Consider the following 22,747-nt stretch of genomic DNA (forward strand, 5'->3'; position numbering starts at 1 on the left):
AGGAAGCATTTCCTAGGTATAGCCCAACCGCGAAACAACGAAAAGTTAACAACATCCCACCGCGAGCCGAACTGGCCCGTCAGAACCCGGGAAGTACATGGCATGCACCGTTCCGACACACTGAGTTCACCCGCCGTACGCGCGCCGTCAAGTTCCGCTGCCGAGCACCGTTCTAACCTTTCTCAGGTGCCAAAGCTTTCCGTGATCGTGCCGTTCTACAACGTCCAGCAATATGCCCCGGACACCCTCAGAAGCCTTCGTGCGAACGCCCGGAGCGACTTCGAGTTCATTCTTGTGGACGACTGTTCGAAGGATGAAACTCCCGCCATTCTCGAACGGGCGGCCGAGGAACTCTCGGATGTCGCACACGTGCGTTATCTCCGCCACGAAGTGAACGGAGGTCTCGCCACCGCCCGAAACACCGGTCTGGACGCGGCGACCGGCGAATACCTCACCTTCCTCGACGGCGACGACTGGCTCGCGCCCGGCTACCTCTCCGAACTGGTGGGCGCCATCGAGGAGCTGGGCTGCGACTTCGTCCGGACCGACCACGTCCAGGCCCACGCCCGCGCCCGCTCGGTGCACCGGGTACCGCACGGCCGACGGGGCGAGGTCCTCGACCCGCGGGCGGCGATCCTGCCCGCCGACCGGACGACCTCCGTCGACTACGCCTACGCCTGGGCCGGCGCCTACCACCGCCGGCTGCTGGACAAGGGTCTGCTGCACTTCACCGACGGACTGCGCACGGCCGAGGACCGGCCGTGGATCTGGAAGCTGCACCGCGAGGCGGAGTCGTTCGCCGTGGTGGGTCTGCTCGGCGTCTTCTACCGCCGGGGCGTCGCCGGTTCCCTCACCCAGATCGGTGACGTCCGTCAACTCGACTTCATCCGCGCCTTCGATCAGGTCATCGAGGAAACCGCGGCTGACCGGGAGGCCGGCCAACTGCTGCCCAAGGCGGTACGCACCTACTGTGCGATCATCGCGCATCACCTCTCGGACGAGTCCAAGTGGGAACCGGCCGTGGCCAAGCAGCTGCGCGCGATGAGCGCGGCGGCCATAAAGCGGATGCCGCAGGACGCGCTCGGTGACGTGCTCGAAACCATGGACCTGCGCCGGGCCAACAAGCTGCGCCGGCTGCGGCGCCGGGCCACCACTGCGAAGGCGGCCGCGTGATGTCCCGTAACACCACCCAGATCTTCTGCGTCTCCACGCTCTACGGCGCCGCCACCCTGGCCGCCGCGCTGGACTCGGAGTGCTTCGCCGAGGCGGACCGCCGGCTGCTGCTGGTGTTCAACAACTCCGCGACCCCGGAGACCACTCCGGCGGTGGACGAGATGCCGGGCTTCGACTCCCTTCGGGACCACTTCGACGGAGTGATCTCGTTCAACGAGGCCATCCGGCCCTTCCACCCCGGCGCCTGGGCGCCGCGCACCGACGACCTGCCGCTGTTCGAGCGGTACTTGCGGCTGCTGTGGGGCCTGGGCGACGACGACGTGGAGATCGTCCTGGAGTCCATCCAGGTCAACCCGGCGCTGGCGCTCGCCCAGATCTTCACCGGCGCCCCGCTGCACGTCTACGCCGACGGGCTGATGAGCTACGGCCCCACGCGCAACAAGCTCGACCCGCTGGTCGGCACCCGCGTCCGGCGCCTGCTCCACCTGGACCTGGTGCCGGGTCTCACGCCCCTGCTGCTCACCGAGTTCGACGTGCCCGCCGAGGTCGTACCGGGCACGGCCTTCCTGAAGGTGATGGGCGAACTCGCGGGCGCCGTCGAGGAGCTGCCGGTCTTCCCGGACAACTCCGCACTCCTGCTCGGGCAGTACCTCTCCGCGCTGAACATCCTCACTCCGCAGGCGGAGGAGGAGCTGCACGTACGGATGATGCGCGGGGCGGTGGAGCGCGGGCACCGGGCGATCGTGTTCAAGCCGCACCCCACGGCACCGGCCCGCTACAGCCGCGCCCTGGAGACCGAGGCCGAGAAGCTGGGCGTCGAGCTCACCGTGCTCGAGACGCCGGTGCTCGCGGAGGTGCTGTTCGAGAAGTCCCGCCCCGGCCTGGTCGTCGGCTGCTTCTCGACCGCCCTGTTCACGGCGTCCGCCTTCTACGACCTGCCGGTCGCCCGGATCGGCACCGAGCCGCTGCTGGACCGGCTGACGCCGTACCAGAACAGCAACCGCATCCCCGCGGTGCTGGCGGACGCGGTGCTGCCGGATCTGGAGAACCGCACGGGCGAGGAGACCGTCCCGGCGCAGACCCTGGGCGCGCTGGTCACCGCCATAGGGTTCACCATGCAGCCGCAGATCTACCCGACCCTGCGTCCTGCCGCCGAGCGCTACCTCGCGGAGCACTACAGCCAGCGCACCCAGCGCTACTTCAAGCGCAAGCGGCTCACCTCGCTGGGCCTGCCCGGCGGTATCCCGGAGCGGCTGTCGTTCCTGCCGCGCAACTCCACCGCGCGCCGGGTGGTGCGGCGGGCGCGAGCCCTGAAGAAGGCCGTGAAGCGCTAGGGGAGCGGCCCGTGCCCGACGGCGACGGCGGCAGTACTGCCGGATGCCGTCGGGCCCGCGGCTCGGCGCTGCTCGCGGGCCGGCAGGAACGCCCCCTCTTGCGGTCCCGGTCGCGATGGCCCGCGAGGCCCGTCCGGGTGGCGGTCACGTGGGCGCAGCCTCGCGCCGCGCCCGGGAAGCGGTCGGCAACTTCACCTACGGGAAAACTGCCGGATCCCGCACAAGTCCGTCCGCCCGGGTCCGGGCAGGATGGCCGCCGTGAACGGTGTGAACAGGGATGACGCGGTCGTCTTCCGGTCCCCTTGGCGGCGGGGTCTGCGGGTCGTCGTGGGAATCATGGCGGCCGGCGCCGCGCTCGCCGCCCTGGGCCTCGCCCTGGGCGGTCCGGTGCCGCTCGCCGGTGTCGGCGTGCTGTGCCTCGGCCTCGGTCTCGCCGCGCTGCGCCCCGCCACCGCCGAGGTCGGCGCCGACGCCCGCGGCATCCGGACCCGGCGCCGGACCGTGCCCTGGCCGGACGTCGCCGACCTGCGGGTACGGGTCAAGAGCTGGCCCCGGGGCGGACAGTCCCGGCACGTCCTGATGGTGCTGCGCGACGGGTCCGAGCGGCAGCTGCCCCTGCCCGTGGGCTGGGACGGGACCGAGGACGACTTCACCCCCGGCCTGGACGCCCTGCGCGCCCTGCACCGCCGCCACGGCACCCCCGAGTCGGACCACCTGGTCGTCGTCTCCCAGCGCACCGCCGGCCGCGGCTCGGTCTGGGTCCCGGTGCTGTGCCTCCTGCTGCTCGCGGGCGCGGGCCTCGCCGCCTGGCTCGTGCCGCACGTCGACGCGGAGCGCCGGGAGTGGCAGGAGGCCGCTCCGTGCACCGCCGCGACACCCGCCGAGGACCGGCGGGATTGCCTCACGCGCATCCCGGCCGTGATCGAGCGGACCGACCAGGACGAGCCGCGGAGCGGCGGTCTCCTCTACTTCACCGGCGACCGGCCGCTCGACCGGCTGACCGTGTCCCGCGAAGCCGCTCATGAGTTCGAACCCGGCGACCGGGTCGAGCTCACCGCCTGGCGCGGCGAGGTGATGGAGGTCGCCGGAAGCCGTCACGTCTGGCGGGAGCACGTCCCCGTCCCGGGCGACCTGGCCGCCGTCTCGGCCGGACTCGCCCTCGCCGCGGGCTACCCGGCCGCCCTGATGCTGACGCGGCTGCGCCTGCGCCGTCTCCCCGACGGCGAGGTCCTGCCGTCCGCCCTGCCGTACGCGGCCGTCCTCGTCGGGACCGGGGCGTGGCTGCTGCCGCTGTGCCACCTCCACCCCGTGACCCTCTTCGACACCCCGAAGACGGTCGCCTGGGCCGCCGCGGGCACCGCCGCCACCCTCGCCATGGCGGCCTGGGCCTGGCGCGCCACCGGGGTCCGTCCCCCCGCTCCACAGGCCGCCCCGGACGAGGAACCGGACGAGGAGCCGGACGAGGAGCCGGACGAGGAGCCGGACGAGGAACCGGACGAGGAACCGGGGGAGGTCTTCCTGCCCGCCCGCTTCCTGGAGTCCACCGACTACAACCCGCACGGCTTCGGCACCCACATCGCCCTGGGCGGTGACCACCCGCCCGCGGTGACCCCCAGCCCGGGCCGGTTCGCCGCGCGGACCATCCCCGCGCGGCGGATCACCGTCAAGGAGGTGCGCCGGGTCCGCGCCACCGACGGCGACACCGTGCCCCGGAGCTGGCACATCGCCGACCTCGACGACGCCGGCACCCCCGTCCGCCTGGCCGCCGCACCGGCCGACCTGGCCCGCATCCTGCGCGCCGTCGAAGCTGCAGGAACGCTCGAGGACGCCTCGACGCCGGCTTCCGACAGATGAACAGAACCGACATGACTGTCCGCGGCGTGGTAAGGGTTGGTAGGAGAGCGGATGAGTAACCATGATCGACTCGCTCGAAAAAGGGCGGGAGTTTACCCATCCCAGACCACGCCTATGCGCCCGGCGGTCAGTTTTTCTTCCCCTAACGGGCTGAACTTTTGTTGATCGAGGGTCAGTTGACCACCCGGGCGTCCTACCCTTCAGAGGGTGAAGCACTTGATGTCCGTAGAGTCCGAGGCCGATCTCCGCGCTGAAGCCGGGGAAGCATCGCTTCCCGGCACGCTCCCCGAGGCGCTGCGTGCCGAACTCGTCGCGTTCCGCCGTGACTTGCACATGCACCCCGAGCTCGGCAACCAGGAGTTCCGTACCACCGCCGCGATCAAGGAGCGTCTGGAGAAGGCGGGCCTGAAGCCGCGGGTGCTCCCCGCGGGGACCGGGCTCGTGTGTGACATCGGCAACTGGGACGACGGGCTGCCCGCGCTCGCCCTGCGGGCCGACATCGACGCCCTGCCCATCCCGGACGCCAAGGCCGACTGCCCCTACCGCTCGACCGTGCCCGACCGGGCGCACGCCTGCGGGCACGACGTGCACACCACCGTGGTGCTCGGCGCCGGTCTGGTCATGGCCGACCTGCACAGCAAGGGCCTGCTGCCCCGGCCCGTACGGCTGATCTTCCAGCCCGCCGAGGAGGTCCTGCCCGGCGGCGCCGCCGACGTCATCGAGAGCGGGGCGCTGGAGGGCGTCGGCCGGATCGTCGCCGTGCACTGCGACCCGCGGGTGGACGCCGGTCTCGTCGGGTTGCGCGAGGGCCCGATCACCTCCGCCTGCGACCGCCTGGAGATCGCGCTGGACGGCCCCGGCGGCCACACCGCGCGCCCGCACCTGACCACCGACCTGGTCACCGCCGTCGCCCGGGTGGTCACGGACGTCCCCGCGCTGGTCGCCCGGCGCGTGGACACCCGGAGCGGACTCGCCGTGACCTGGGGCCGGATCGAGTCCGGCCACGCGCCGAACGTCATCCCGCAGCACGCCGAGCTCGCCGGGACCGTGCGCTGCCTGGACATCGCCGCCTGGCGGCAGGCGCCCGACATCGTGGTCGCCGCGATCGACGAGGTCGCCAACCTGCACCGCGCCAAGTCCGAGATCACCTACGTCCGCGGAGTGCCGCCCGTCGTCAACGACCCCGGCGTCACCGAACTGCTCCGCGACGCGATGATCGCCCGCCGCGGCGCCGACTCCGTCGAGGGCACCGAGCAGAGCCTCGGCGGCGAGGACTTCTCCTGGTACCTGGAGCGCGTGCCGGGCGCGATGGCCCGGCTCGGCGTCCGCACGCCGGGCGAGCGCACGGTGCGCGACCTCCACCAGGGTGACTTCGACGTGGACGAGCACGCGATCACGGTGGGCGTGGAGCTGTTCACGGCGGCGGCGCTGATCGACCTGTAGGGGGCATTCCGGTTGCGGCCGGGCGCGCCCGGGGGGAGCCTGGCCCCAGGGCGCCCAGCCATGCGCCCCGGCACTGACAGGCACACCGGGATGTCCAGGAATGCATATTTTCCGTCCAGTGGTTCACGGGGACGTAACCGGCCATCGGCACGAATGGATAACGGCCAGGCGGTACCCCGTTCCCAGGAGTGTCTACGCGCGTTAATCTGCGCCGAACTCAGCACCCACTGCGGGGCTTGGAGAATGGGGAACTTCACGATGCGTCGGACATCCAAACTGACCCGTGTCGCGGTGGGGGTCGCGTCCATCGCGCTCGCTGCCACGGCCTGCGGCGGTACCAGCAGCGACGACAGCGACAGCAGCTCCTCCAAGGAGGACCTCGGCCTCGCGATCGCGTACGACATCGGCGGCAAGGGCGACCAGTCCTTCAACGACGCCGCGTACGCCGGTCTGGAGAAGGCCCAGAAGGAGTTCGGCTACAAGACGGCCGACATCGAGCCCACCGAGGGCGAGACGGACGCCGACAAGGAGCAGCGGCTGGCGTCCCTCGCCAAGCAGGGCTACAACCCGGTGATCGGCGTCGGCTTCGCCTACGGCCCCGCCATGGAGGCCGTGGCCGCGAAGTACCCGAAGACCACCTTCGGCATCGTCGACTCCGTGGTCGAGGGCGACAACGTCGCCTCCCTGGTCTTCGCCGAGGAGCAGGCCTCGTACCTCGCCGGTGTCGCCGCCGCCAAGGCCACCAAGACCAACACCGTGGGCTTCGTCGGTGGTGTGGACATCCCGCTGATCCACAAGTTCGAGGCCGGCTACAAGCAGGGCGTGACGGACACCAACCCCAAGGTCAAGGTCATCTCGCAGTACCTGACCCAGACCGCGGAGGAGGGCGGCTTCTCCAGCCCCGACAAGGGCAAGGCCGCCGCCGAGGGCCAGATCGAGAAGAAGGCCGACGTCGTCTACCAGGCGGCCGGTCTGTCCGGTCAGGGCGTGATCGAGGCCGCCGCCAAGGCGAAGGTCTGGGCGATCGGTGTCGACTCCGACCAGTACCAGCAGGAAGCGCTCGGGGCGTACAAGGAGTACATCCTCACCTCCGCGCTCAAGGACGTCGGCGGCGCGGTCTACGCCCTCGCCAAGTCCGTGAACGACGACAAGCCGCTGACCGGCGTCCAGACCTTCGACCTGAAGGTGAACGGCGTGGGCCTCGCGGAGAGCAACCCGAAGATGTCCGAGATCGCGGGCCTGACCGATGCCGTGGCCAAGGCCAAGGAAGGCATCACCGACGGCACCATCAAGGTCAAGACGGAGTAGTCCTCCGGCCGGACCGGGCGGTCCGGATCCCGAAGCGGGCGGTGGGCCCTGTGCCCCCGCCCGCTTCGGCGTTCCCGGACGAGGTCACCGACCGCCACCTCCCCTTTGCGTTCGGCAAGCCTGTGGCCAGGGGGCGAGTGGCGTTGGGCACGGGCGCATAACAAGGTGGACAGAAGGGGTTTTCAGGTTGGTCTACGCGCGTTAATCTGCGGCGAAGCCAGCGCCGAAGCTGTGAAGCACTATCGTGCGGCGCTGTACGACTAGGAGCACCTCACATGCGCCGGATTTCCCGGATCACGGTCGCAGGCGCAGCGACCGCCTCTCTGGCCCTCGCGCTCTCCGCCTGCGGCGGCACCTCCTCCGAGAGCTCGTCCGAGTCGAAGGGCGACAAGGGCCTGGCCATCGCGTACGACGTCGGCGGCAAGGGCGACCAGTCCTTCAACGACGCGGCCTACGCGGGCCTGGAGCAGGCGAAGAAGGAGTTCGGCTACGAGACGCAGGACGTCGAGCCCACCGAGGGCGAGACGGACGCGGACAAGCAGCAGCGACTGGAGTCGCTGGCCAAGCAGGGCTACAACCCGGTCGTGGGCGTCGGCTACGCGTACGCAGCCGCCGTCAAGGGCGCCTCGGAGAAGTTCCCGGACACCACCTTCGGCATCGTGGACGACTCCACGGTCGAGGCGGAGAACGTCGCCGACCTGGTCTTCTCCGAGGAAGAGGCCTCCTACCTGGCAGGCGTCGCCGCGGCCAGGAGCACCGAGTCGAACGTCGTCGGGTTCGTGGGCGGCGTGGACATCCCGCTGATCCACAAGTTCCAGGCCGGCTTCGAGCAGGGCGTCAAGGACACCAACCCCAAGGCCAAGGTCCTCTCCCAGTACCTCACGCAGACCGCGGAGGAGGGTGGCTTCTCCAGCCCCGACAAGGGCAAGACGGCCGCCGAGGGCCAGATCGAGAAGAAGGCGGACGTCGTCTACGCGGCCGCCGGTCTCTCCGGCCAGGGCGTCATCGAGGCCGCCGCCGCCAACAAGGTGTGGGCCATCGGTGTCGACTCCGACCAGTACCGCCAGGAAGCCCTCGCCAAGTACAAGGACTCGATCCTCACCTCGGCGATGAAGGACGTCGCCAAGGCGGTCTACAACCTGGCGAAGTCGGTCGAGGACGGCAAGCCCGAGACCGGTATCGTTCGTGGCGATCTGAAGACCGGCGAGGTGAGCCTGTCGAACTCCAACCCGAAGTTCGCGGACGACGCCGAGCTCCAGGAAGCCATCGAGACGGCCAAGGAGAAGATCATCAAGGGCGAGATCAAGGTCAAGTCGAGCTGATTAGCAACACCCTGAGCAGCGTGTAACCGCGGGGTTACGTCCGCTCAACGGGGTACGGGGAGGCTGACTCCCCGTACCCCGTTGCCAGCGGTGCGTCGCCCCTTTGTATGCCGTAGGGGCGCTACGCGCGTAGACGACCCCCGTCCCCAGGAGAGTGCGCCATCAACGCGTCCAGCAGCCCTCCGGCCGGCGCGGCGGTCAACGGTCAGGTGACCGCCGTCGAGCTCGCCGGGATCACGAAGCGATTCCCGGGTGTCGTGGCCAACCACGACATCCACCTCACGGTCCGCAAGGGCACCGTCCACGCCCTCGTCGGCGAGAACGGCGCCGGCAAGTCGACCCTGATGAAGATCCTCTACGGCATGCAGAAGCCGGACGAGGGCACGATCGCGGTCGGCGGCGAGCAGGTCACCTTCTCGTCCCCGGCCGACGCCATCGCCCTCGGCATCGGCATGGTCCACCAGCACTTCATGCTCGCCGACAACCTCACGGTCCTGGAGAACGTGGTCCTCGGCAGCGAGAAGCTGCACGGCATCGGCGCCAAGGCCCGTCGCCGGATCAAGGAGATCTCCGAGCGCTACGGCCTCGGCGTGCAGCCCGACCTGCTGGTCGAGGAACTCGGCGTCGCCGCCCGCCAGCGCGTGGAGATCCTCAAGGTCCTCTACCGCGGCGCCACCACGCTGATCCTGGACGAGCCCACCGCCGTCCTGGTGCCGCAGGAGGTCGACGCGCTCTTCGACAACCTGCGCGAGCTCAAGGCCGAGGGCCTCTCCGTCATCTTCATCTCGCACAAGCTGGGCGAGGTGCTCTCCGTCGCCGACGAGATCACCGTCATCCGCCGCGGCACCACCGTCGGCACGGCCGTCCCCGCCGAGACGACCCCGCGCCAGCTCGCCGAGATGATGGTCGGCAGCGAGCTGCCCACCCCGGAGACCGCCGAGTCCACGGTCACCGACCGCCCGGTCATCACCGTCGACAAGCTGCGCCTGGTGGCGCCCGGCGGCAAGGCCTTGCTGGACGACATCAGCTTCACCATCCACGCGGGCGAGGTCCTGGGCATCGCCGGCGTCGAGGGCAACGGCCAGACGGAACTGGTCGACGCCCTGATCGGCCTCAAGGGCGCAGACTCCGGCACGATCAGCCTCGCCGAGGAGGAGATCACCGCCTGGAGCACCCGCAAGCGCCGCGAGCAGGGCATCGGCTACATCCCCGAGGACCGCCACCGGCACGGCCTGCTCCTGGAGGCCCCCCTCTGGGAGAACCGCATCCTCGGCCATGTCACCGAAAAGCCCCTCGCCAAGGGCGTATGGCTGGACCCGAAGGCCGCGCAGGAGGACACCCGGCGGATCGTGACGGAGTACGACGTCCGCACCCCCGGCATCGACGTCACCGCCGCCTCGCTGTCCGGCGGCAACCAGCAGAAGCTGATCGTCGGCCGCGAGATGAGCCACAGCCCGCGCTTCCTGATCGCCGCCCACCCCACCCGCGGTGTGGACGTCGGCGCGCAGGCCGCGATCTGGGACCACATCCGCGAGGCCCGCCGCGAGGGCCTGGCCGTGCTGCTGATCTCCGCCGACCTGGACGAGCTGATCGGCCTGTCCGACACGCTCCGGGTGATCTACAACGGCAAGCTGGTCGCGGACGCCGACCCGGCCACCATCACCCCCGAGGAACTCGGCTCGGCGATGACCGGCGCCGTCACCGGTCACCTGGAGCACGAAGAAACCCCCGAAGACGCCCCTGAGTCTTCTGAGCCCGGCGAAGACGAGGCCCGCTGATGAAGAAGTTCGACAAGGAGCGCGTGCTCCTCGCGGTGGCCGGACCGGTCATCGCGCTCGCCGTGGCCTTCGCGCTGAGCTCCGTGGTGCTCATCGCCTCGGGCAAGAACCCGGTCGAGCCGTACACCCTGATGTTCGAGCAGGCCTCGTTCGCCGACATCCAGGTGCTGATCATCAACCAGGCCTCGATGTACTACATCGCGGCCCTCGCGGTGGCCATCGGCTTCCGGATGAACCTGTTCAACATCGGCGTCGACGGCCAGTACCAGCTCGCCGCCATGATGGCCGCCATCGTCGGCGCCCACGCCGACCTGCCGGCCGCCCTCCAGGTCCCGCTGCTGCTGCTGACCGCCCTGTGCACCGGCGCCTTCTGGTCCGGCATCGCCGGTGTCCTCAAGGTCACCCGGGGCGTCAGCGAGGTCGTCGCGACGATCATGCTCAACGCCATCGCGACCTCCGTCATCGCCTACCTGTGGCTGCCCGACGTCTTCGGTGTGAAGGTCGGCAACAACAACACCACCGGCGAGATGCACGAGTCCGGCTGGATCCCCGGCATCGACATGGGCGACGCGGGCGAGATCTACGGCCTGGTCCTGCTGGCCGTGCTGCTCGGCATCGGCTACTGGGTCGTCCTCAACCGCACCCGCTTCGGCTTCGACCTGCGCGCCTCCGGCGCCTCCGAGTCCGCCGCCGCGGCCAGCGGTGTCGACCCCAAGCGCATGGTGCTCACCGCCATGCTGATCTCCGGCGCCATCGCGGGCCTCGCCGGCCTGCCGATCCTGCTCGGCGACACCCACACCTACAGCCTCAACTTCCCCACCGGCATCGGCTTCCTCGGCATCGGCATCGCCCTGCTCGGCCGCAACAGCCCGGTCGGCATCGCGTTCGCCGCGCTGCTGTGGGCCTGGCTCGACAAGGCCTCGCCCGAGCTGGACTTCCACGACTACGACAAGGAGATCGCGGTCATCATGCAGGGCCTGATCGTCCTCTCGGTCGTCGTCTCCTACGAAGCGGTCCGCGAGTGGGGCCTGCGCCGCCAGCAGCGCCGCGTCGGCGCGGAGCTCGCCGCCGGGCACGTCCTCGGCGCCGACAACAACACGAAGGAGGTGGCGGGCCGATGACCACGCCCCAGACCTCAGCGGTCGACGTCAACCAGCCCACGCTGCAGCCCGGGGCGCCCACCGGCCGCCGCCTGTCCTGGCCCGTCCTGCTGCTGGTCATCGCCGGAGCCCTGGCGCTGACCTCGATCGTCCGCATCATCACCGGCGCCGACGGCATCACCAACGTCAGCCAGATGTCCACCGCGCTCCAGCTCGCCGTGCCGATCGGCCTCGCCGGTCTCGGCGGCCTGTGGGCCGAGCGTGCGGGCGTCGTCAACATCGGCCTCGAGGGCATGATGATCCTCGGCACCTGGTTCGGTGCCTGGGCCGGCTTCCAGTGGGGGCCGTGGACCGGTGTCCTCGTCGGCATCATCGGCGGCTGCCTCGGCGGCCTGCTGCACGCCTTCGTCACCGTCACCTTCAACGTGAACCACATCGTCTCCGGTGTGGCGATCAACATCCTCGCCCTCGGCGCCACCCGCTACCTGGCCCCCCTCGCCTTCGTGGGCCACCAGGGCGGCTCCGCCAAGCAGTCCCCGGCGGTCGAGTCGCTCGGCCACTTCACCGTGCCGGGGCTGTCCGACTGGCTCCGGGACCTGAACGACCAGGGCTGGTTCCTCATCTCGGACATCGCCGGACTGCTCGGCGGCCTGGTCACCAACGTGTCCTGGCTGACCCTGATCGCGGTCGCGCTGATCCCCGCCACCTGGTGGATCCTGTGGCGCACGGCGTTCGGTCTGCGGCTGCGCTCCTGCGGCGAGAACCCGATCGCCGCCGAGTCCCTCGGCGTGAACGTCTACAAGTACAAGTACATCGCCGTGATCATCTCCGGTGGTCTGGCCGGCCTCGGCGGCGCCTTCCTCTCCATCGTGGCCAACCCCTTCTACCTGGAGGGCCAGGTCTCCGGCCGCGGCTTCATCGGCCTCGCGGCGATGATCTTCGGCAACTGGATGCCGGGCGGCCTCGCCCTCGGCGCCGGACTGTTCGGCTACACCGACAGCCTCAACCTGCGCGGCGGCTCGGAGAACGTCCACGCCCTGCTGCTGCTCGGCGCGCTGCTGCTGGTCATCGGCGCGATCTGGCTGGCGATCCGCAAGAAGTACACGGCCGCCGGTATCACCATGGTCATCGGTCTGCTGGTCTTCGCCTGGTACGCGGGCACCAACGAGGTCCCGAACCAGGTCGTCTCGGCCACGCCGTACGTCATCACGCTGATCGTCCTCGCCCTGTCGGCCCAGCGCCTCAGGATGCCGAAGGCGGACGGTCTGCCCTACCGGAAGGGCCAGGGCAAGTGACGCCGGGCGACTTCGACTGGGACGCCCTGCGGGAGGTGGCGCGGGAGGCGATGAGCCACGCCTACGCCCCCTACTCGGGCTACCCGGTCGGCGTCGCGGCCCTCGTCGACGACGGCCGCACGGTCTCCGGCTGCAATGTGGAGAACGCCTCCTACGGCCTCGGCCTGTGCGCCGAGTGCGGTCTGGTCTCGGAGCTCCAGCGCACCGGGGGCGGCCGGCTCACGCACTTCACCTGCGTGGACGGCAGCGGCGAGATCCTCGTCCCGTGCGGCCGCTGCCGGCAGCTGCTGTACGAGTTCGGCGGGCCCGAGCTGCTGCTGGAGACACCGGCGGGGATCCTCCCGCTGTCGGAGATGCTGCCGCAGGCCTTCGGCCCGGGTCATCTCGCCAAGTAACTCCCGTGCGGCCCCTCTGAACCGCTTCAGAGGGGCCGCGCACTTTCTTGAGAACGTCGGAAGGAAAGCCATGGCTGTTGTGTTGTCGGACGCCATCTCCGTGATCCGCACCAAGCGGGACCGCGGTGAGCTCAGCGACGAGCAGATCGACTGGGTCATCGACGCGTACACGCGCGGCGAGGTCGCCGACGAGCAGATGTCGTCGCTCGCCATGGCGATCCTGCTCAACGGCATGAACCGGCGTGAGATCGCCCGCTGGACGGCCGCGATGATCGCGAGCGGCGAGCGCATGGACTTCTCGTCCCTGTCCCGTCCGACGGCCGACAAGCACTCCACCGGCGGCGTCGGCGACAAGATCACGCTGCCGCTCGCGCCCCTGGTGGCGGCGTGCGGCGCGGCCGTGCCCCAGCTCTCGGGCCGCGGCCTCGGCCACACCGGCGGCACGCTGGACAAGCTGGAGTCGATCCCGGGCTGGCGCGCGCTCCTGTCGAACGAGGAGATGCTGTCCGTCCTGGACACCACCGGTGCGGTGATCTGCGCGGCGGGCGACGGACTGGCCCCCGCGGACAAGAAGCTCTACGCGCTGCGGGACGTCACCGGCACGGTCGAGGCGATCCCGCTGATCGCCTCCTCGATCATGTCGAAGAAGATCGCCGAGGGCACCGGCTCGCTGGTCCTGGACGTGAAGGTGGGCACCGGTGCCTTCATGAAGACGATCGAGGACGCCCGTGAGCTGGCCTCCACGATGGTGGGCCTGGGCACGGACCACGGCGTGCGGACGGTCGCGCTCCTCACGGACATGGCGACCCCGCTGGGCCTCACCGCGGGCAACGCGCTGGAGGTCCGCGAGTCGGTCGAGGTCCTGGCGGGCGGCGGCCCCTCGGACGTGGTCGAGCTGACGATCGCGCTCGCCCGGGAAATGCTGGCGGCGGCCGGCATCCACGACGCCGACCCGGCCAAGGCCCTCGCCGACGGCTCGGCGATGGACGTCTGGCGCCGGATGATCGCGGCGCAGGGCGGCGACCCGGACGCGGAACTGCCGGTCGCCAAGGAGCAGCACGTCGTCAAGGCGCCGGCGTCCGGCGTCCTGACCCGCCTGGACGCGTACGGCGTCGGGGTGGCCGCGTGGCGCCTCGGCGCGGGCCGGGCGCGCAAGGAGGACCCGGTCCAGGCGGGCGCGGGCGTGGAGATGCACGCCAAGCCCGGCGACGAGATCCGCGCGGGCCAGCCCCTGCTGACCCTGCACACCGACACCCCGGAGCGCTTCGAGTACGCCCTCCAGGCGCTGGAGGGCTCCTACGACATCGCGGCGCCGGGAACGGCCTTCACGGCGTCGCCGGTGGTGCTGGAGCGCATCGCCTGAGACTCGGGGACTCCCCTCGGGGCGGACGGGACCGGCGGAGCGTCGCCGGTCCCGTCCGGCTTTGCCGCCGGCGCCGGTGAGACGGCCGCGGCCTCATCCGAGAACGGCCGCCGCCACCACCAGGACCGGCACCGAGAGCACCGTGGACACCAGGATCGCGTCCCGGGCCAGCCGCTCGGCCACGCCGTAGGCCGACGCGTAGGTGTACAGGTTCTGCGCGGCCGGCAGCGCCGACGTCACCACCACGTCCAGCAGCGGGGCGCCGCGCAGCCCGAACACCCCGGCCGCCAGTGCCCATGCCACCGCGGGCTGGCCGCAGCACTTCAGGACGACCGACAGCAGGACCGGGTTGCGGTCCGGGCCCCGGCCGGGCAGCGTGCTGCCGCACAGGGAGATCCCGAAGGCCAGCAGGACCGCCGGGACCGACATGCCGCCGATCAGCGTCAGCGGGTCCAGCACGGGGGCGGGGATCCGCACGCCGGTCGCCGAGACCAGGACGCCCGCCAGGGATCCCACCGCGATCGGGTTGCGCAGCGGGGTGAGCAGCCGTCGCCACAGCGGGCCCTTGTCGCCCTCGCCGGACAGGTCGAGGACCGTCAGCGCGGCGGGCGTGACCAGGACCAGCTGGAAGAGCAGCACCGGGGCCACCAGCGAGGCGTCGCCGAGGACGTACACCGCGATCGGGATGCCGAGGTTGCCGGAGTTGACGTAGCTGGAGCACAGCGCGCCGATCGTGGCGTAGCCCACCCCCCAGCGGCGTACGACGGCCACGGTGACGAAGACACCCGCCATGGCCGCCGTGCTCAGCGCCGTGACCAGGAGGCGGCTGGAGAAGATCACCGAGAGGTCGGTCCCGGCCAGGGTGGTGAAGAGCAGTGCGGGGGAGGCCACATGGAAGGCCAGCTTCGTCAGGACCTCACGGCCGTGCTCGCCGAGGTGTCCGCGGCGGCCGATGCCGTAGCCCACCGCGATGACGACCGCGATGACCGCGAAGCCCGTCAGCACCCCCTGCACAGCACCTCCCCGGGCGCGCGGAAGCCGTGCCGTACCACCGGAGGCGCTGTTTCATGGGGCATACACCCAACCCTCCGGGGAGGGCGGGCCGCAGGTCAATGTGATCCTTGGCGGGTCCGCGATGAGTTCCGCCCGCCCGCCCGGTCTACCGCTCGTGGACGCCATGACACCCGCTGTACTCGTGCCGGCAGGACCCGTCACCAAGGACCAGGTGACCGGCCTGTGCGACGACGTGCGCGCACTGCTGGAGGGGCCCGGTGCCGGGGTCGTGGTCTGCGACGTCGGGGGGCTCGGGCCCCCGGGCCTGGGAGCCGTCGACCTGCTGGCGCGGCTCCAGCTGACCGCCCGGCGCTGCGGCGGCCGGATCCGGCTGCGCGACCCCGACCCGGCCCTATGCGCCCTGCTCGCCCTGGTCGGCCTCCGCTTCGAGGTGGAGGGGCAGCCCGAACAGCGGGAACCAGCGCTTGGTGTCGAGGAAGTTGTGGAAACCGGTGATCCGCCCGTCTGAGATCTCCAGCAGCTGCACCGCCCACGCGGTGTAGCCGCCGGTCTCCTCGTCCGGCTTGTAGTGGGCGAAGCCCGGCAGGCCGTTGGCCTGGACAGGCAGCAGCCGGGAGCCGGCGCAGGAGGCGCCGAGCGTGGTCATGAAGCCGGTGATGTCGGCCGGGCCTGCCAGCCACAGGTCGAACGGCGGCATCGTCATGATGGCGTCCTCGTGCAGCAGCGCCGTGAGCGCCGTCATGTCGTAGCCCTCGAAGGCCGCGACATACCGCTCCAGGAGCTTTTGCTGCTCCTCGTCCAGCGGGTTCGACACGGAGGCGTCGGCGCCCCGCTCCTCCCGCTCGGCCAGGGTGGCGCGGGCCCGCTGCAGGGCGCTGTTGACCGACGCGACCGAGGTGCCGAGCAGTTCGGCGACCTCGCTCGCCTTCCAGGCCAGCACCTCGCGCAGGATCAGCACCGCCCGCTGCTTGGGCGGCAGTTGCTGGAGGGCGGCCATGAAGGCCAGCCGGACGGACTCCTTGGCGACGGCCGCCTCGGCCGGGTCCTCCACCGTCGGCAGCACGCGGGCGTCGGGCATGGGCTCCAGCCAGGTGTGGTCGGGGCGGGGGGAGAGGGCGGCCTGGGCGAGCGGGGTGGCTTCGGTCAGGTCCATCGGGCGGGCCCGCTTGTTGCCCGCGGACAGCATGTCCAGGCAGACGTTGGTCGCGATGCGGTACAGCCAGGAGCGGACGCTGGAGCGGCCCTCGAACTTGTCGTAGCTGCGCCAGGCCCGCACGAGGGTGTCCTGCACCGCGTCCTCCGCCTCGAAGGAGGAGCCGAGCATCCGGTAGCAGTACCCGGTCAGTTCGACCCGGTGCCGCTCCAGTGTCTCGTCGAGGTCCGTCGTAGTCGCCGTGTTGCCCATCGTCCACCCACCCCTGTGGCCGTTCCTGTGTTGTACGCCTCATCGCGTCCAGCACTTCGGAAGCTACCGCAGCCCACTGACAATGGCGTGCGGAGTGGGGAAATCACCAGGTCAGGCGGTTTTGCCGCAGGCCGGGAATCCGCGTGCCGCCAGCCGGGCCGCCCGGGTCCCGAGCACCGTGATCGCCACCACGCCGAGCACCGCCAGCAGACCGACCCCGACGGTCCCCGCCCAGCCGCCCGCGTGGAAGGCGAGCGCGCCGGCCGTGCTGCCCGCGCTGGAGCCGACGTAGTACGCCGACTGGTACAGCGCGGACGCCTGCGCCCGGCCGTGCGTCGCCGTCTTGCTGACCGCCGAGGAGGCCACCGCATGGCCCGCGAAGAAGCCGGCGGTGATCAGGACCAGGCCCAGCAGGACCAGCGGCAGGGAGTCGGCCAGGGACAGCAGCAGGCCCGCCGCCGTGGTGCCGCCCGCCGCGTACAGGGCGCCCCGGCGGCCGAGGCGGCCCACCAGCCGGCCCGCGGTCGACGCGGACACCGTGCCCACCAGGTAGACCAGGAAGATCGAGCCGACGATGCCCTGCGGCAGCCCGAACGGCGCCTCCGTCAGGCGGTAGCCGATCACCGTGTACACCCCGCCGAACACCGTCATGAACAGCGCGCCGATCGCGTAGAGGCGGCGCAGCAGCGGGTCGGAGAGGTGGTCGCGGACCGTGCCGGCCAGGACCCTCGGCTTCAGCGAGCCCGCCACGAAGTGCCGCGGCGCGGGCAGCAGCAGCCGGAACGCCACCGCGCAGGCGACCGCCAGCGCGCCGATCACCCCGACGGCCACCCGCCAGCCCCACTCCTGCGCGACCCAGCCGGTGATGACCCGGCCGCTCATCCCGCCCACGCTGTTGCCCGCGACGAACAGACCGATCGCCGTGATCAGCGCCTTGGGGCGGACCTCCTCGGCCAGGTACGCGGTCGCCGACGCGGGCAGTCCGGCCAGCGCCGCGCCCTGCACCGCCCGCAATACGACCAGGGTGGTCAGGTCGGGCGCGAAGGGCACCAGCAGTCCGAGGGCGACCGCGACCGCGAGCGACGCCGTCATGACCGTACGGCGGCCGAAGCGCTCCGACAGCGCGCTCATGGGAAGGACGAACAGCGCCAGTCCGCCGGTCGCCGCCGCCACGGTCCAGCTCGCGTCGCTCGCCGTCACCCCGAACTCGCCGGAGATCAGCGGCAGCAGGGCCTGGGTGGAGTACAGCAGGGCGAAGGTCGCCACCCCGGCGAGGAAGAGGGCGAAGCTCATCCGGCGGTAGCCGGGGCCGCCCGGGGTCAGACGGGAGTCGGCGGAGTCGGGGGAGGGGACGGAGGTGGCGGCGCCCACGGTGATGGACGCCCCGGTACTGGCGGGAGACATGCCTCGACCGTACGAAGGCCGCCCTCATCCGTCCAATGCATGGAATCGCCATAATCGTTCCCATGGAGCATCAGCAGAGGTCACAGCCGCGACTGTCACCGTCCAGTGACACAGAAGACACGGCCGAGATGTCGAGGCTGCTGGCGCCGCGCCTCGCCTACTTCGCCGGCGTCGCCCGTACCGAGCACGTCACCCGTGCCGCGCAGGAGATGCAGGTCCCCCAGTCGACCCTCTCGCGGGCCATGGTCCGCCTCGAACAGGACCTCGGCGTCGACCTGTTCGCCCGCCGCGGCCGTACCGTCTCCCTCACACCCGCCGGCCGTACCTTCCTCGCCTCCGTGGAGCGCGCGCTGGCCGAGGTGGAGCGGGCCGCGGAGGAGGTCCGGGCCGACGCCGACCCCGCCACCGGCAAGGTCGCCTTCGGCTTCCTGCACACCATGGGCTGGGAGACGGTCCCGGGCCTGATCAGCGCCTTCCGGGCCGACCACCCCCGGGTGCGCTTCAGCCTGGTGCAGAACTACGGCGAGGCGATGATCGAGCGGCTGCGCGCGGGCGAGCTGGACCTGTGCCTGACGTCCCCGGTGCCGGACGCCCCGGACCTGGTCGCCCGCCGCCTGGACGAGCAGAAGCTCCGGCTGGTGGTCCCCGCCGACCACCGGCTCTCCGGCCGTCGGCGCGTCCGCCTCGCCGAGGCCGCCGACGAAACCTTCGTCACCCTCGAACCGGGCTACGGTCTGCGCCGGATCACCGACGACCTGTGCCGGGAGGCCGGCTTCAAGCCGCGCGTCGCCTTCGAGGGGGAGGAGGCGGAGACCCTGCGGGGGCTGGTCGCGGCCGGGCTGGGCGTCGCGCTCCTCCCCCCGCCCGCGGTACCCCGGCCGGGGGTGGTGGAGCTGACGGTCACCGCTCCGCGCGCGGTGCGGGAGATCGGGGTGGCCTGGCTGGACGGCCACCCGGACACCCCGCCGGTGGCCGCCTTCAAGAAGTTCCTGCTGTCGAAGAGGGGCAATCTGCTGCCGACGTAGGAGCGTTACCGCCGCCGCCGTCCGAAACCGGAGGCGAGCGGCATGCGCAGGCCCAGGGGCGGCGGGGCCGCGAAGGCGTCCTCCACCGGGCGGGCGAACGCCCGCCCGAACAGCACGCCCATCACGAAGTCCTCGGCCAGCGACAGCACTTCGTCCCGGTGCTGATGCAGGCCGTGTCCGTCCGAGTGCACCTCGAACCGGCACACGTCCCGGTTCGTCTTCTTCGCCCGGGCCGCCAGCCGGAAGGACAACTCGGGGTCCGTCCGCCGGTCGTTGGTCCCGTGCACCATCAGCACCCGGCGCCCCGCGAGCTGCTTCACCGGTTCGGGTGGCGCCGCGACATCCTCCTCCGGCAGCCAAGGGGCGATGGCGAGCACGGAGTTGACCGCCTCGTGCCCGGCCGCCCGCAGCGCTGCCCGCCCGCCCATGTCGAACCCGGCCAGGCACACCGGCACATCGCCATAGCGCCGTACGGCTTCCTCCACGGCCCAGTCGGCGTCCCGCGCCAGGTTCGCCTCGGTGCCGTTCCAGCCCCGCCAGCGGTAGTGCACCGCGTGCGCGGCCAGCCCCTCGTCCCGTGCCGCGCGGGTCAGCCTGCGCCCGAGGGCGCGGACCGATGCCGCCGCCAACACCGCGGAGGGGCGGCGATGTGACGTCTCGTCACCCGCGGGGAGCAGCAGCACCACCCCGCTCACCGCCGTCGGTTCCGGGCCGAGCGCTCTCCCCAGGCGGGCCGTGCGAACCGGCGTCGCTTGCTGTGCCATGACAGAACAGTGTCAGAAGCGCAGGTGTACGCCACCCGTCCGTGGGGTCACCGTTACGTATCGACGGAAACGTCCAACAGGCGCTCTACGCGCGTAGGCGATAAAGTGCGGAAATGACGAGCCAGACCATCGCGAACACCCCGACACCGGAGCAGATCCGCCGGGCGCCCAAGGTTCTGCTGCACGACCACCTCGACGGCGGCCTGCGCCCCGGCACGATCGTCGAACTCGCCCGCGACAGCGGCTACTCCCAGCTTCCCGAGACCGACCCCGACAGGCTCGGCGTCTGGTTCCACGAGGCCGCCGACTCCGGCTCGCTGGAGCGGTACCTGGAGACCTTCTCGCACACCGTCGGCGTGATGCAGACCCGGGAGGCCCTGGTGCGGGTCGCGCGCGAATGCGCCGAGGACCTCGCCGCGGACGGTGTCGTCTACGCCGAGGTGCGGTACGCCCCCGAGCAGCACCTCGCGGCCGGGCTGCGCCTCGAAGAGGTCGTCGAGGCCGTCAACGAGGGCTTCCGGGAAGGGGAGCGGCTCGCCCGTGAGCGCGGCCACCGCATCCGCGTCGGCGCCCTGCTCACCGCGATGCGGCACGCCGCCCGGGCCCTGGAGATCGCCGAACTCGCCAACCGCTACCGGGACCTGGGCGTCGTCGGCTTCGACATCGCCGGTGCCGAGGCCGGCTACCCGCCCACCCGGCACCTGGACGCCTTCGAGTACCTCAAGCGCGAGAACAACCACTTCACCATCCACGCCGGCGAGGCCTTCGGGCTGCCGTCCATCTGGCAGGCCCTCCAGTGGTGCGGCGCCGACCGGCTCGGGCACGGGGTGCGCATCATCGACGACATCGAGGTCAAGGACGACGGCACGGTCCACCTCGGCCGGCTCGCCTCCTACGTCCGCGACAAGCGCATCCCGCTGGAGATGTGCCCCAGCTCCAACCTCCAGACCGGCGCCGCCACCTCCTACGCCGAGCACCCGATCGGGCTGCTGCGCCGGCTGCACTTCCGGGCGACCGTGAACACCGACAACCGGCTGATGTCCCACACCACCATGAGCCGGGAATTCGAGCACCTTGTCGACGCTTTCGGTTACACGCTCGACGACATGCAGTGGTTCTCCGTCAATGCGATGAAATCAGCGTTCATTCCTTTCGATGAACGACTCGCGATGATCAATGACGTCGTCAAGCCCGGTTATGCCGAGCTGAAATCCGAGTGGCTGTTCCAGCAGACCGCCTCCACCAGCGGTTCTCCGGCCGAAGAAGGCTGATCGCGGGATTTCCGGGATCTGGCATGCGGACGGATGTTCGCCATCCGTCCGCATTTCGATGTTTGCGGCGGGCGCCTCGGCATGTTTACGGTCGTGGACCGCTCACATCCCCGTCATCCCATTTTCGAGGACGCATTCAATGAAGCAGTCTGCTGCCAAGACCCTCGGTGTCGCCGCCCTCGGTGCCGCCTTCGCCGCCGCCGGCGCGGGTGCCGCGAACGCCGCCCCGGCCCTGCCGGACACCGGTTCCGCGCTGGACACGGTGACCCGGACGCTGCCCGCGGAGAACGTCTCCAAGGCGCTGCCGGGTGGCGGTGAGGCCCTGGCCCAGGGGCAGACCGCGGCCGGCACGACCGCGGCCGCCGCCCAGCCGGTCGTCCAGCAGCTGCTCGCCGAAGGCCCGACCAAGCCGGTCGCCGGTCTCCTCGGCGGCCTCCCGGTCGGCAAGGTCCTGCCCGGCGGCGGAGCCGGCACCGGGGTCAACGGCCTGCCCCTCGGCTGAGCCCCTTCCCGACGCGCCGACGGGGCGCACCCCTCGGACACGGGGTGCGCCCCATCGGCGTACGGGTCACGGCCGGTCACCAGGCGGTGCGCGCCTTCTCCTCCGAGGGCAGGAAGATCCAGAGCCCTATGTAGAGCAGGAACTGCGGGCCCGGCAGCAGGCAGGACAGCAGGAACAGCACGCGCATCGTGGTCGCCGACATGCCGAAGCGTCGCGCCAGCGCGGCGCACACTCCGCCGATCATGCGGCCGTTGGTGGGTCGGGCGAGGCGGGACATCTGCGGCTCCTTCGTGAGCGTCGGTCGGAGGCGGCGGTTCGTGGCTGCCTCGTCTGTCTGCAACGCTACGGAGACGAAGGGGGCAAAGCGTCGCTCTACGGTGCGATCCCGACCCTGGGAATCGTCGGGGTCCTACCCTGAGGAGCCTCGTCCATCAGGGCCGACGCCATCGGATGGGAGCGTCCGGTCCGGCGGCGCAGCCGCAGGCGTGCCGCCGGTACGACGGCCGCGTGCACGAGGGCCACACCGACCGTGTTCAGCAGCACCGAGTCGACGTCGACGACCTGGCCCGGCACCCCGGTCTGCAGCAGCTCGATGCCCATCGAGATCAGGATGCCCGCGGCGACCGTACGGAGCAGTGACGCGAGGGGCGAGGCGGCGATCCTGCCGTGCACCGCGGGCAGCAGCACGCCCAGCGGGGCGAGCAGCGCCACGGCCTCGGTGATGCGGCGCAGGCCCGCCTGCCAGCCCAGCGCCAGATCGGCCTCTATCCCGGCGAACGGGCGCAGATTGGGTGGCAGTACCCAGGGAACGTCCAGGGGACGCAGCGTGAGCCAGGCGACGAACGTGAGGTGGGCGACCAGGAGGACGCCCCCTGTCACCCGGATACGGATCGCGATGCCGCCGCTGTCGGAGCCTTGACGCTGCACGCTGGGCTAGACGCGGTCTTCGGTGCGGTTGGTTCCGGGGCCGTTGTTCGACTGCGGCCCGTGGGGCTTG

General features: G+C 71.1%; 21 protein-coding genes. 15 read left to right on the forward strand and 6 right to left on the reverse strand.

All coding sequences use genetic code 11. The features are described 5' to 3' along the window. Window positions 1-186: 186 nt before the first annotated feature. The 11 genes from M8H82_RS28540 to M8H82_RS28590 all read left to right on the forward strand — a co-directional run bounded on the left by M8H82_RS28540 (window position 187) and on the right by M8H82_RS28590 (window position 14,365). The gene (locus M8H82_RS28540; protein WP_250077943.1) at window positions 187-1,173 is read left to right on the forward strand and encodes a glycosyltransferase family 2 protein; all 987 of its coding nucleotides are present in this window, start codon (window positions 187-189) and stop codon (window positions 1,171-1,173) included. Beyond that, a complete protein-coding gene (locus tag M8H82_RS28545) occupies window positions 1,173-2,507 on the forward strand; it encodes an alpha-2,8-polysialyltransferase family protein (protein ID WP_250077944.1) in 1,335 nt (444 codons plus the stop codon). Before M8H82_RS28540 ends, M8H82_RS28545 begins: the two co-directional genes overlap by 1 nt. Before the next feature lie 258 nt (window positions 2,508-2,765). Beyond that, the gene (locus M8H82_RS28550) at window positions 2,766-4,361 is read left to right on the forward strand and encodes a PH domain-containing protein (protein WP_374211706.1); all 1,596 of its coding nucleotides are present in this window, start codon (window positions 2,766-2,768) and stop codon (window positions 4,359-4,361) included. 219 nt (window positions 4,362-4,580) lie between these two features. Continuing rightward, window positions 4,581-5,804 carry a M20 family metallopeptidase gene (locus M8H82_RS28555; protein WP_250077945.1) on the forward strand — a complete coding sequence of 408 codons (1,224 nt, stop codon included), beginning with the start codon at window positions 4,581-4,583 and terminating at the stop codon, window positions 5,802-5,804. Between the two features lie 258 nt (window positions 5,805-6,062). Continuing rightward, complete coding sequence (locus tag M8H82_RS28560; protein WP_250077946.1) at window positions 6,063-7,112, forward strand: BMP family protein; 1,050 nt, start codon at window positions 6,063-6,065, stop codon at window positions 7,110-7,112. A 275-nt stretch (window positions 7,113-7,387) separates the two neighbouring features. Beyond that, entirely contained in the window at window positions 7,388-8,434 is a 1,047-nt protein-coding gene (locus M8H82_RS28565) for a BMP family protein (RefSeq protein WP_250077947.1), read from the forward strand. 209 nt (window positions 8,435-8,643) lie between these two features. Next, a complete protein-coding gene (locus M8H82_RS28570; RefSeq protein WP_250077948.1) occupies window positions 8,644-10,212 on the forward strand; it encodes an ABC transporter ATP-binding protein in 1,569 nt (522 codons plus the stop codon). Beyond that, on the forward strand, window positions 10,212-11,333 hold the full coding sequence (locus tag M8H82_RS28575) for an ABC transporter permease (RefSeq protein ID WP_250077949.1): 1,122 nt from the start codon (window positions 10,212-10,214) through the stop codon (window positions 11,331-11,333). The genes M8H82_RS28570 and M8H82_RS28575 overlap by 1 nt, the downstream gene beginning before the upstream one ends. Beyond that, window positions 11,330-12,607 (forward strand): ABC transporter permease, encoded by a 1,278-nt coding sequence (locus M8H82_RS28580; RefSeq protein WP_250077950.1) that lies wholly within the window; start codon window positions 11,330-11,332, stop codon window positions 12,605-12,607. Before M8H82_RS28575 ends, M8H82_RS28580 begins: the two co-directional genes overlap by 4 nt. Beyond that, window positions 12,604-13,002 carry a cytidine deaminase gene (locus M8H82_RS28585; RefSeq protein ID WP_308293289.1) on the forward strand — a complete coding sequence of 133 codons (399 nt, stop codon included), beginning with the start codon at window positions 12,604-12,606 and terminating at the stop codon, window positions 13,000-13,002. The genes M8H82_RS28580 and M8H82_RS28585 overlap by 4 nt, the downstream gene beginning before the upstream one ends. Window positions 13,003-13,081: 79 nt before the next feature. Then, complete coding sequence (locus M8H82_RS28590) at window positions 13,082-14,365, forward strand: thymidine phosphorylase (protein ID WP_250077996.1); 1,284 nt, start codon at window positions 13,082-13,084, stop codon at window positions 14,363-14,365. A 93-nt stretch (window positions 14,366-14,458) separates the two neighbouring features. Here M8H82_RS28590 and M8H82_RS28595 read toward each other — a convergent pair whose 3' ends face one another. Further along, a complete protein-coding gene (locus tag M8H82_RS28595; RefSeq protein ID WP_250077951.1) occupies window positions 14,459-15,379 on the reverse strand; it encodes an AEC family transporter in 921 nt (306 codons plus the stop codon). A 121-nt stretch (window positions 15,380-15,500) separates the two neighbouring features. Between M8H82_RS28595 and M8H82_RS28600 the strand changes: the two genes are divergently transcribed. After that, window positions 15,501-15,887, forward strand: a complete 387-nt coding sequence (locus M8H82_RS28600) for an STAS domain-containing protein (protein ID WP_250077952.1) — start codon at window positions 15,501-15,503, stop codon at window positions 15,885-15,887. Here the strand turns inward: M8H82_RS28600 and M8H82_RS28605 are convergent. Beyond that, a complete protein-coding gene (locus tag M8H82_RS28605; RefSeq protein WP_250077953.1) occupies window positions 15,771-16,784 on the reverse strand; it encodes a sigma-70 family RNA polymerase sigma factor in 1,014 nt (337 codons plus the stop codon). The two genes, M8H82_RS28600 and M8H82_RS28605, sit on opposite strands and share 117 nt — an antisense overlap. 111 nt (window positions 16,785-16,895) lie before the next feature. Next, window positions 16,896-18,188: an MFS transporter gene (locus M8H82_RS28610; RefSeq protein ID WP_250077954.1), complete on the reverse strand. Its 1,293-nt coding sequence runs from the start codon at window positions 18,186-18,188 to the stop codon at window positions 16,896-16,898. A gap of 62 nt (window positions 18,189-18,250) precedes the next feature. On the opposite strand from M8H82_RS28610, the gene M8H82_RS28615 reads away from it, so the two are divergent. Continuing rightward, window positions 18,251-19,213, forward strand: coding sequence for a LysR family transcriptional regulator (locus tag M8H82_RS28615; RefSeq protein ID WP_250077955.1), 963 nt, complete (start codon window positions 18,251-18,253; stop codon window positions 19,211-19,213). Between the two features lie 5 nt (window positions 19,214-19,218). Here the strand turns inward: M8H82_RS28615 and M8H82_RS28620 are convergent, their stop codons facing one another. Continuing rightward, a complete protein-coding gene (locus M8H82_RS28620; protein ID WP_250077956.1) occupies window positions 19,219-19,977 on the reverse strand; it encodes an alpha/beta hydrolase in 759 nt (252 codons plus the stop codon). 113 nt (window positions 19,978-20,090) lie between these two features. Between M8H82_RS28620 and M8H82_RS28625 the strand changes: the two genes are divergently transcribed. Continuing rightward, entirely contained in the window at window positions 20,091-21,248 is a 1,158-nt protein-coding gene (locus M8H82_RS28625; RefSeq protein WP_250077957.1) for an adenosine deaminase, read from the forward strand. 139 nt (window positions 21,249-21,387) lie between these two features. Next, window positions 21,388-21,750, forward strand: a complete 363-nt coding sequence (locus M8H82_RS28630) for an ATP-binding protein (RefSeq protein WP_250077958.1) — start codon at window positions 21,388-21,390, stop codon at window positions 21,748-21,750. A gap of 76 nt (window positions 21,751-21,826) precedes the next feature. Here the strand turns inward: M8H82_RS28630 and M8H82_RS28635 are convergent, their stop codons facing one another. Together M8H82_RS28635 and M8H82_RS28640 are read right to left on the reverse strand one after the other, a co-directional pair. After that, window positions 21,827-22,027, reverse strand: a complete 201-nt coding sequence (locus M8H82_RS28635) for a PspC domain-containing protein (RefSeq protein ID WP_250077959.1) — start codon at window positions 22,025-22,027, stop codon at window positions 21,827-21,829. Between the two features lie 95 nt (window positions 22,028-22,122). Next, the gene (locus tag M8H82_RS28640; protein WP_250077960.1) at window positions 22,123-22,677 is read right to left on the reverse strand and encodes a VanZ family protein; all 555 of its coding nucleotides are present in this window, start codon (window positions 22,675-22,677) and stop codon (window positions 22,123-22,125) included. Window positions 22,678-22,747: the final 70 nt, after the last annotated feature.

It is taken from the genome of Streptomyces sp. YS415 (genome assembly GCF_023544665.1).
Classification (GTDB): domain Bacteria; phylum Actinomycetota; class Actinomycetes; order Streptomycetales; family Streptomycetaceae; genus Streptomyces.

Excerpts from the sequence above, each read along its gene's own strand:
- M8H82_RS28545 (WP_250077944.1), top strand. The coding sequence starts at position 1,173 with ATGTCCCGTAACACCACCCAGATCTTCTGCGTCTCCACGCTCTACGGC.
- M8H82_RS28555 (WP_250077945.1), top strand. The coding sequence starts at position 4,581 with ATGTCCGTAGAGTCCGAGGCCGATCTCCGCGCTGAAGCCGGGGAAGCA.
- M8H82_RS28560 (WP_250077946.1), top strand. The coding sequence starts at position 6,063 with ATGCGTCGGACATCCAAACTGACCCGTGTCGCGGTGGGGGTCGCGTCC.
- M8H82_RS28565 (WP_250077947.1), top strand. The coding sequence starts at position 7,388 with ATGCGCCGGATTTCCCGGATCACGGTCGCAGGCGCAGCGACCGCCTCT.
- M8H82_RS28575 (WP_250077949.1), top strand. The coding sequence starts at position 10,212 with ATGAAGAAGTTCGACAAGGAGCGCGTGCTCCTCGCGGTGGCCGGACCG.
- M8H82_RS28580 (WP_250077950.1), top strand. The coding sequence starts at position 11,330 with ATGACCACGCCCCAGACCTCAGCGGTCGACGTCAACCAGCCCACGCTG.
- M8H82_RS28600 (WP_250077952.1), top strand. The coding sequence starts at position 15,501 with ATGAGTTCCGCCCGCCCGCCCGGTCTACCGCTCGTGGACGCCATGACA.
- M8H82_RS28605 (WP_250077953.1), bottom strand. The coding sequence starts at position 16,784 with ATGGGCAACACGGCGACTACGACGGACCTCGACGAGACACTGGAGCGG.
- M8H82_RS28610 (WP_250077954.1), bottom strand. The coding sequence starts at position 18,188 with ATGTCTCCCGCCAGTACCGGGGCGTCCATCACCGTGGGCGCCGCCACC.
- M8H82_RS28615 (WP_250077955.1), top strand. The coding sequence starts at position 18,251 with ATGGAGCATCAGCAGAGGTCACAGCCGCGACTGTCACCGTCCAGTGAC.
- M8H82_RS28620 (WP_250077956.1), bottom strand. The coding sequence starts at position 19,977 with ATGGCACAGCAAGCGACGCCGGTTCGCACGGCCCGCCTGGGGAGAGCG.
- M8H82_RS28625 (WP_250077957.1), top strand. The coding sequence starts at position 20,091 with ATGACGAGCCAGACCATCGCGAACACCCCGACACCGGAGCAGATCCGC.
- M8H82_RS28630 (WP_250077958.1), top strand. The coding sequence starts at position 21,388 with ATGAAGCAGTCTGCTGCCAAGACCCTCGGTGTCGCCGCCCTCGGTGCC.
- M8H82_RS28635 (WP_250077959.1), bottom strand. The coding sequence starts at position 22,027 with ATGTCCCGCCTCGCCCGACCCACCAACGGCCGCATGATCGGCGGAGTG.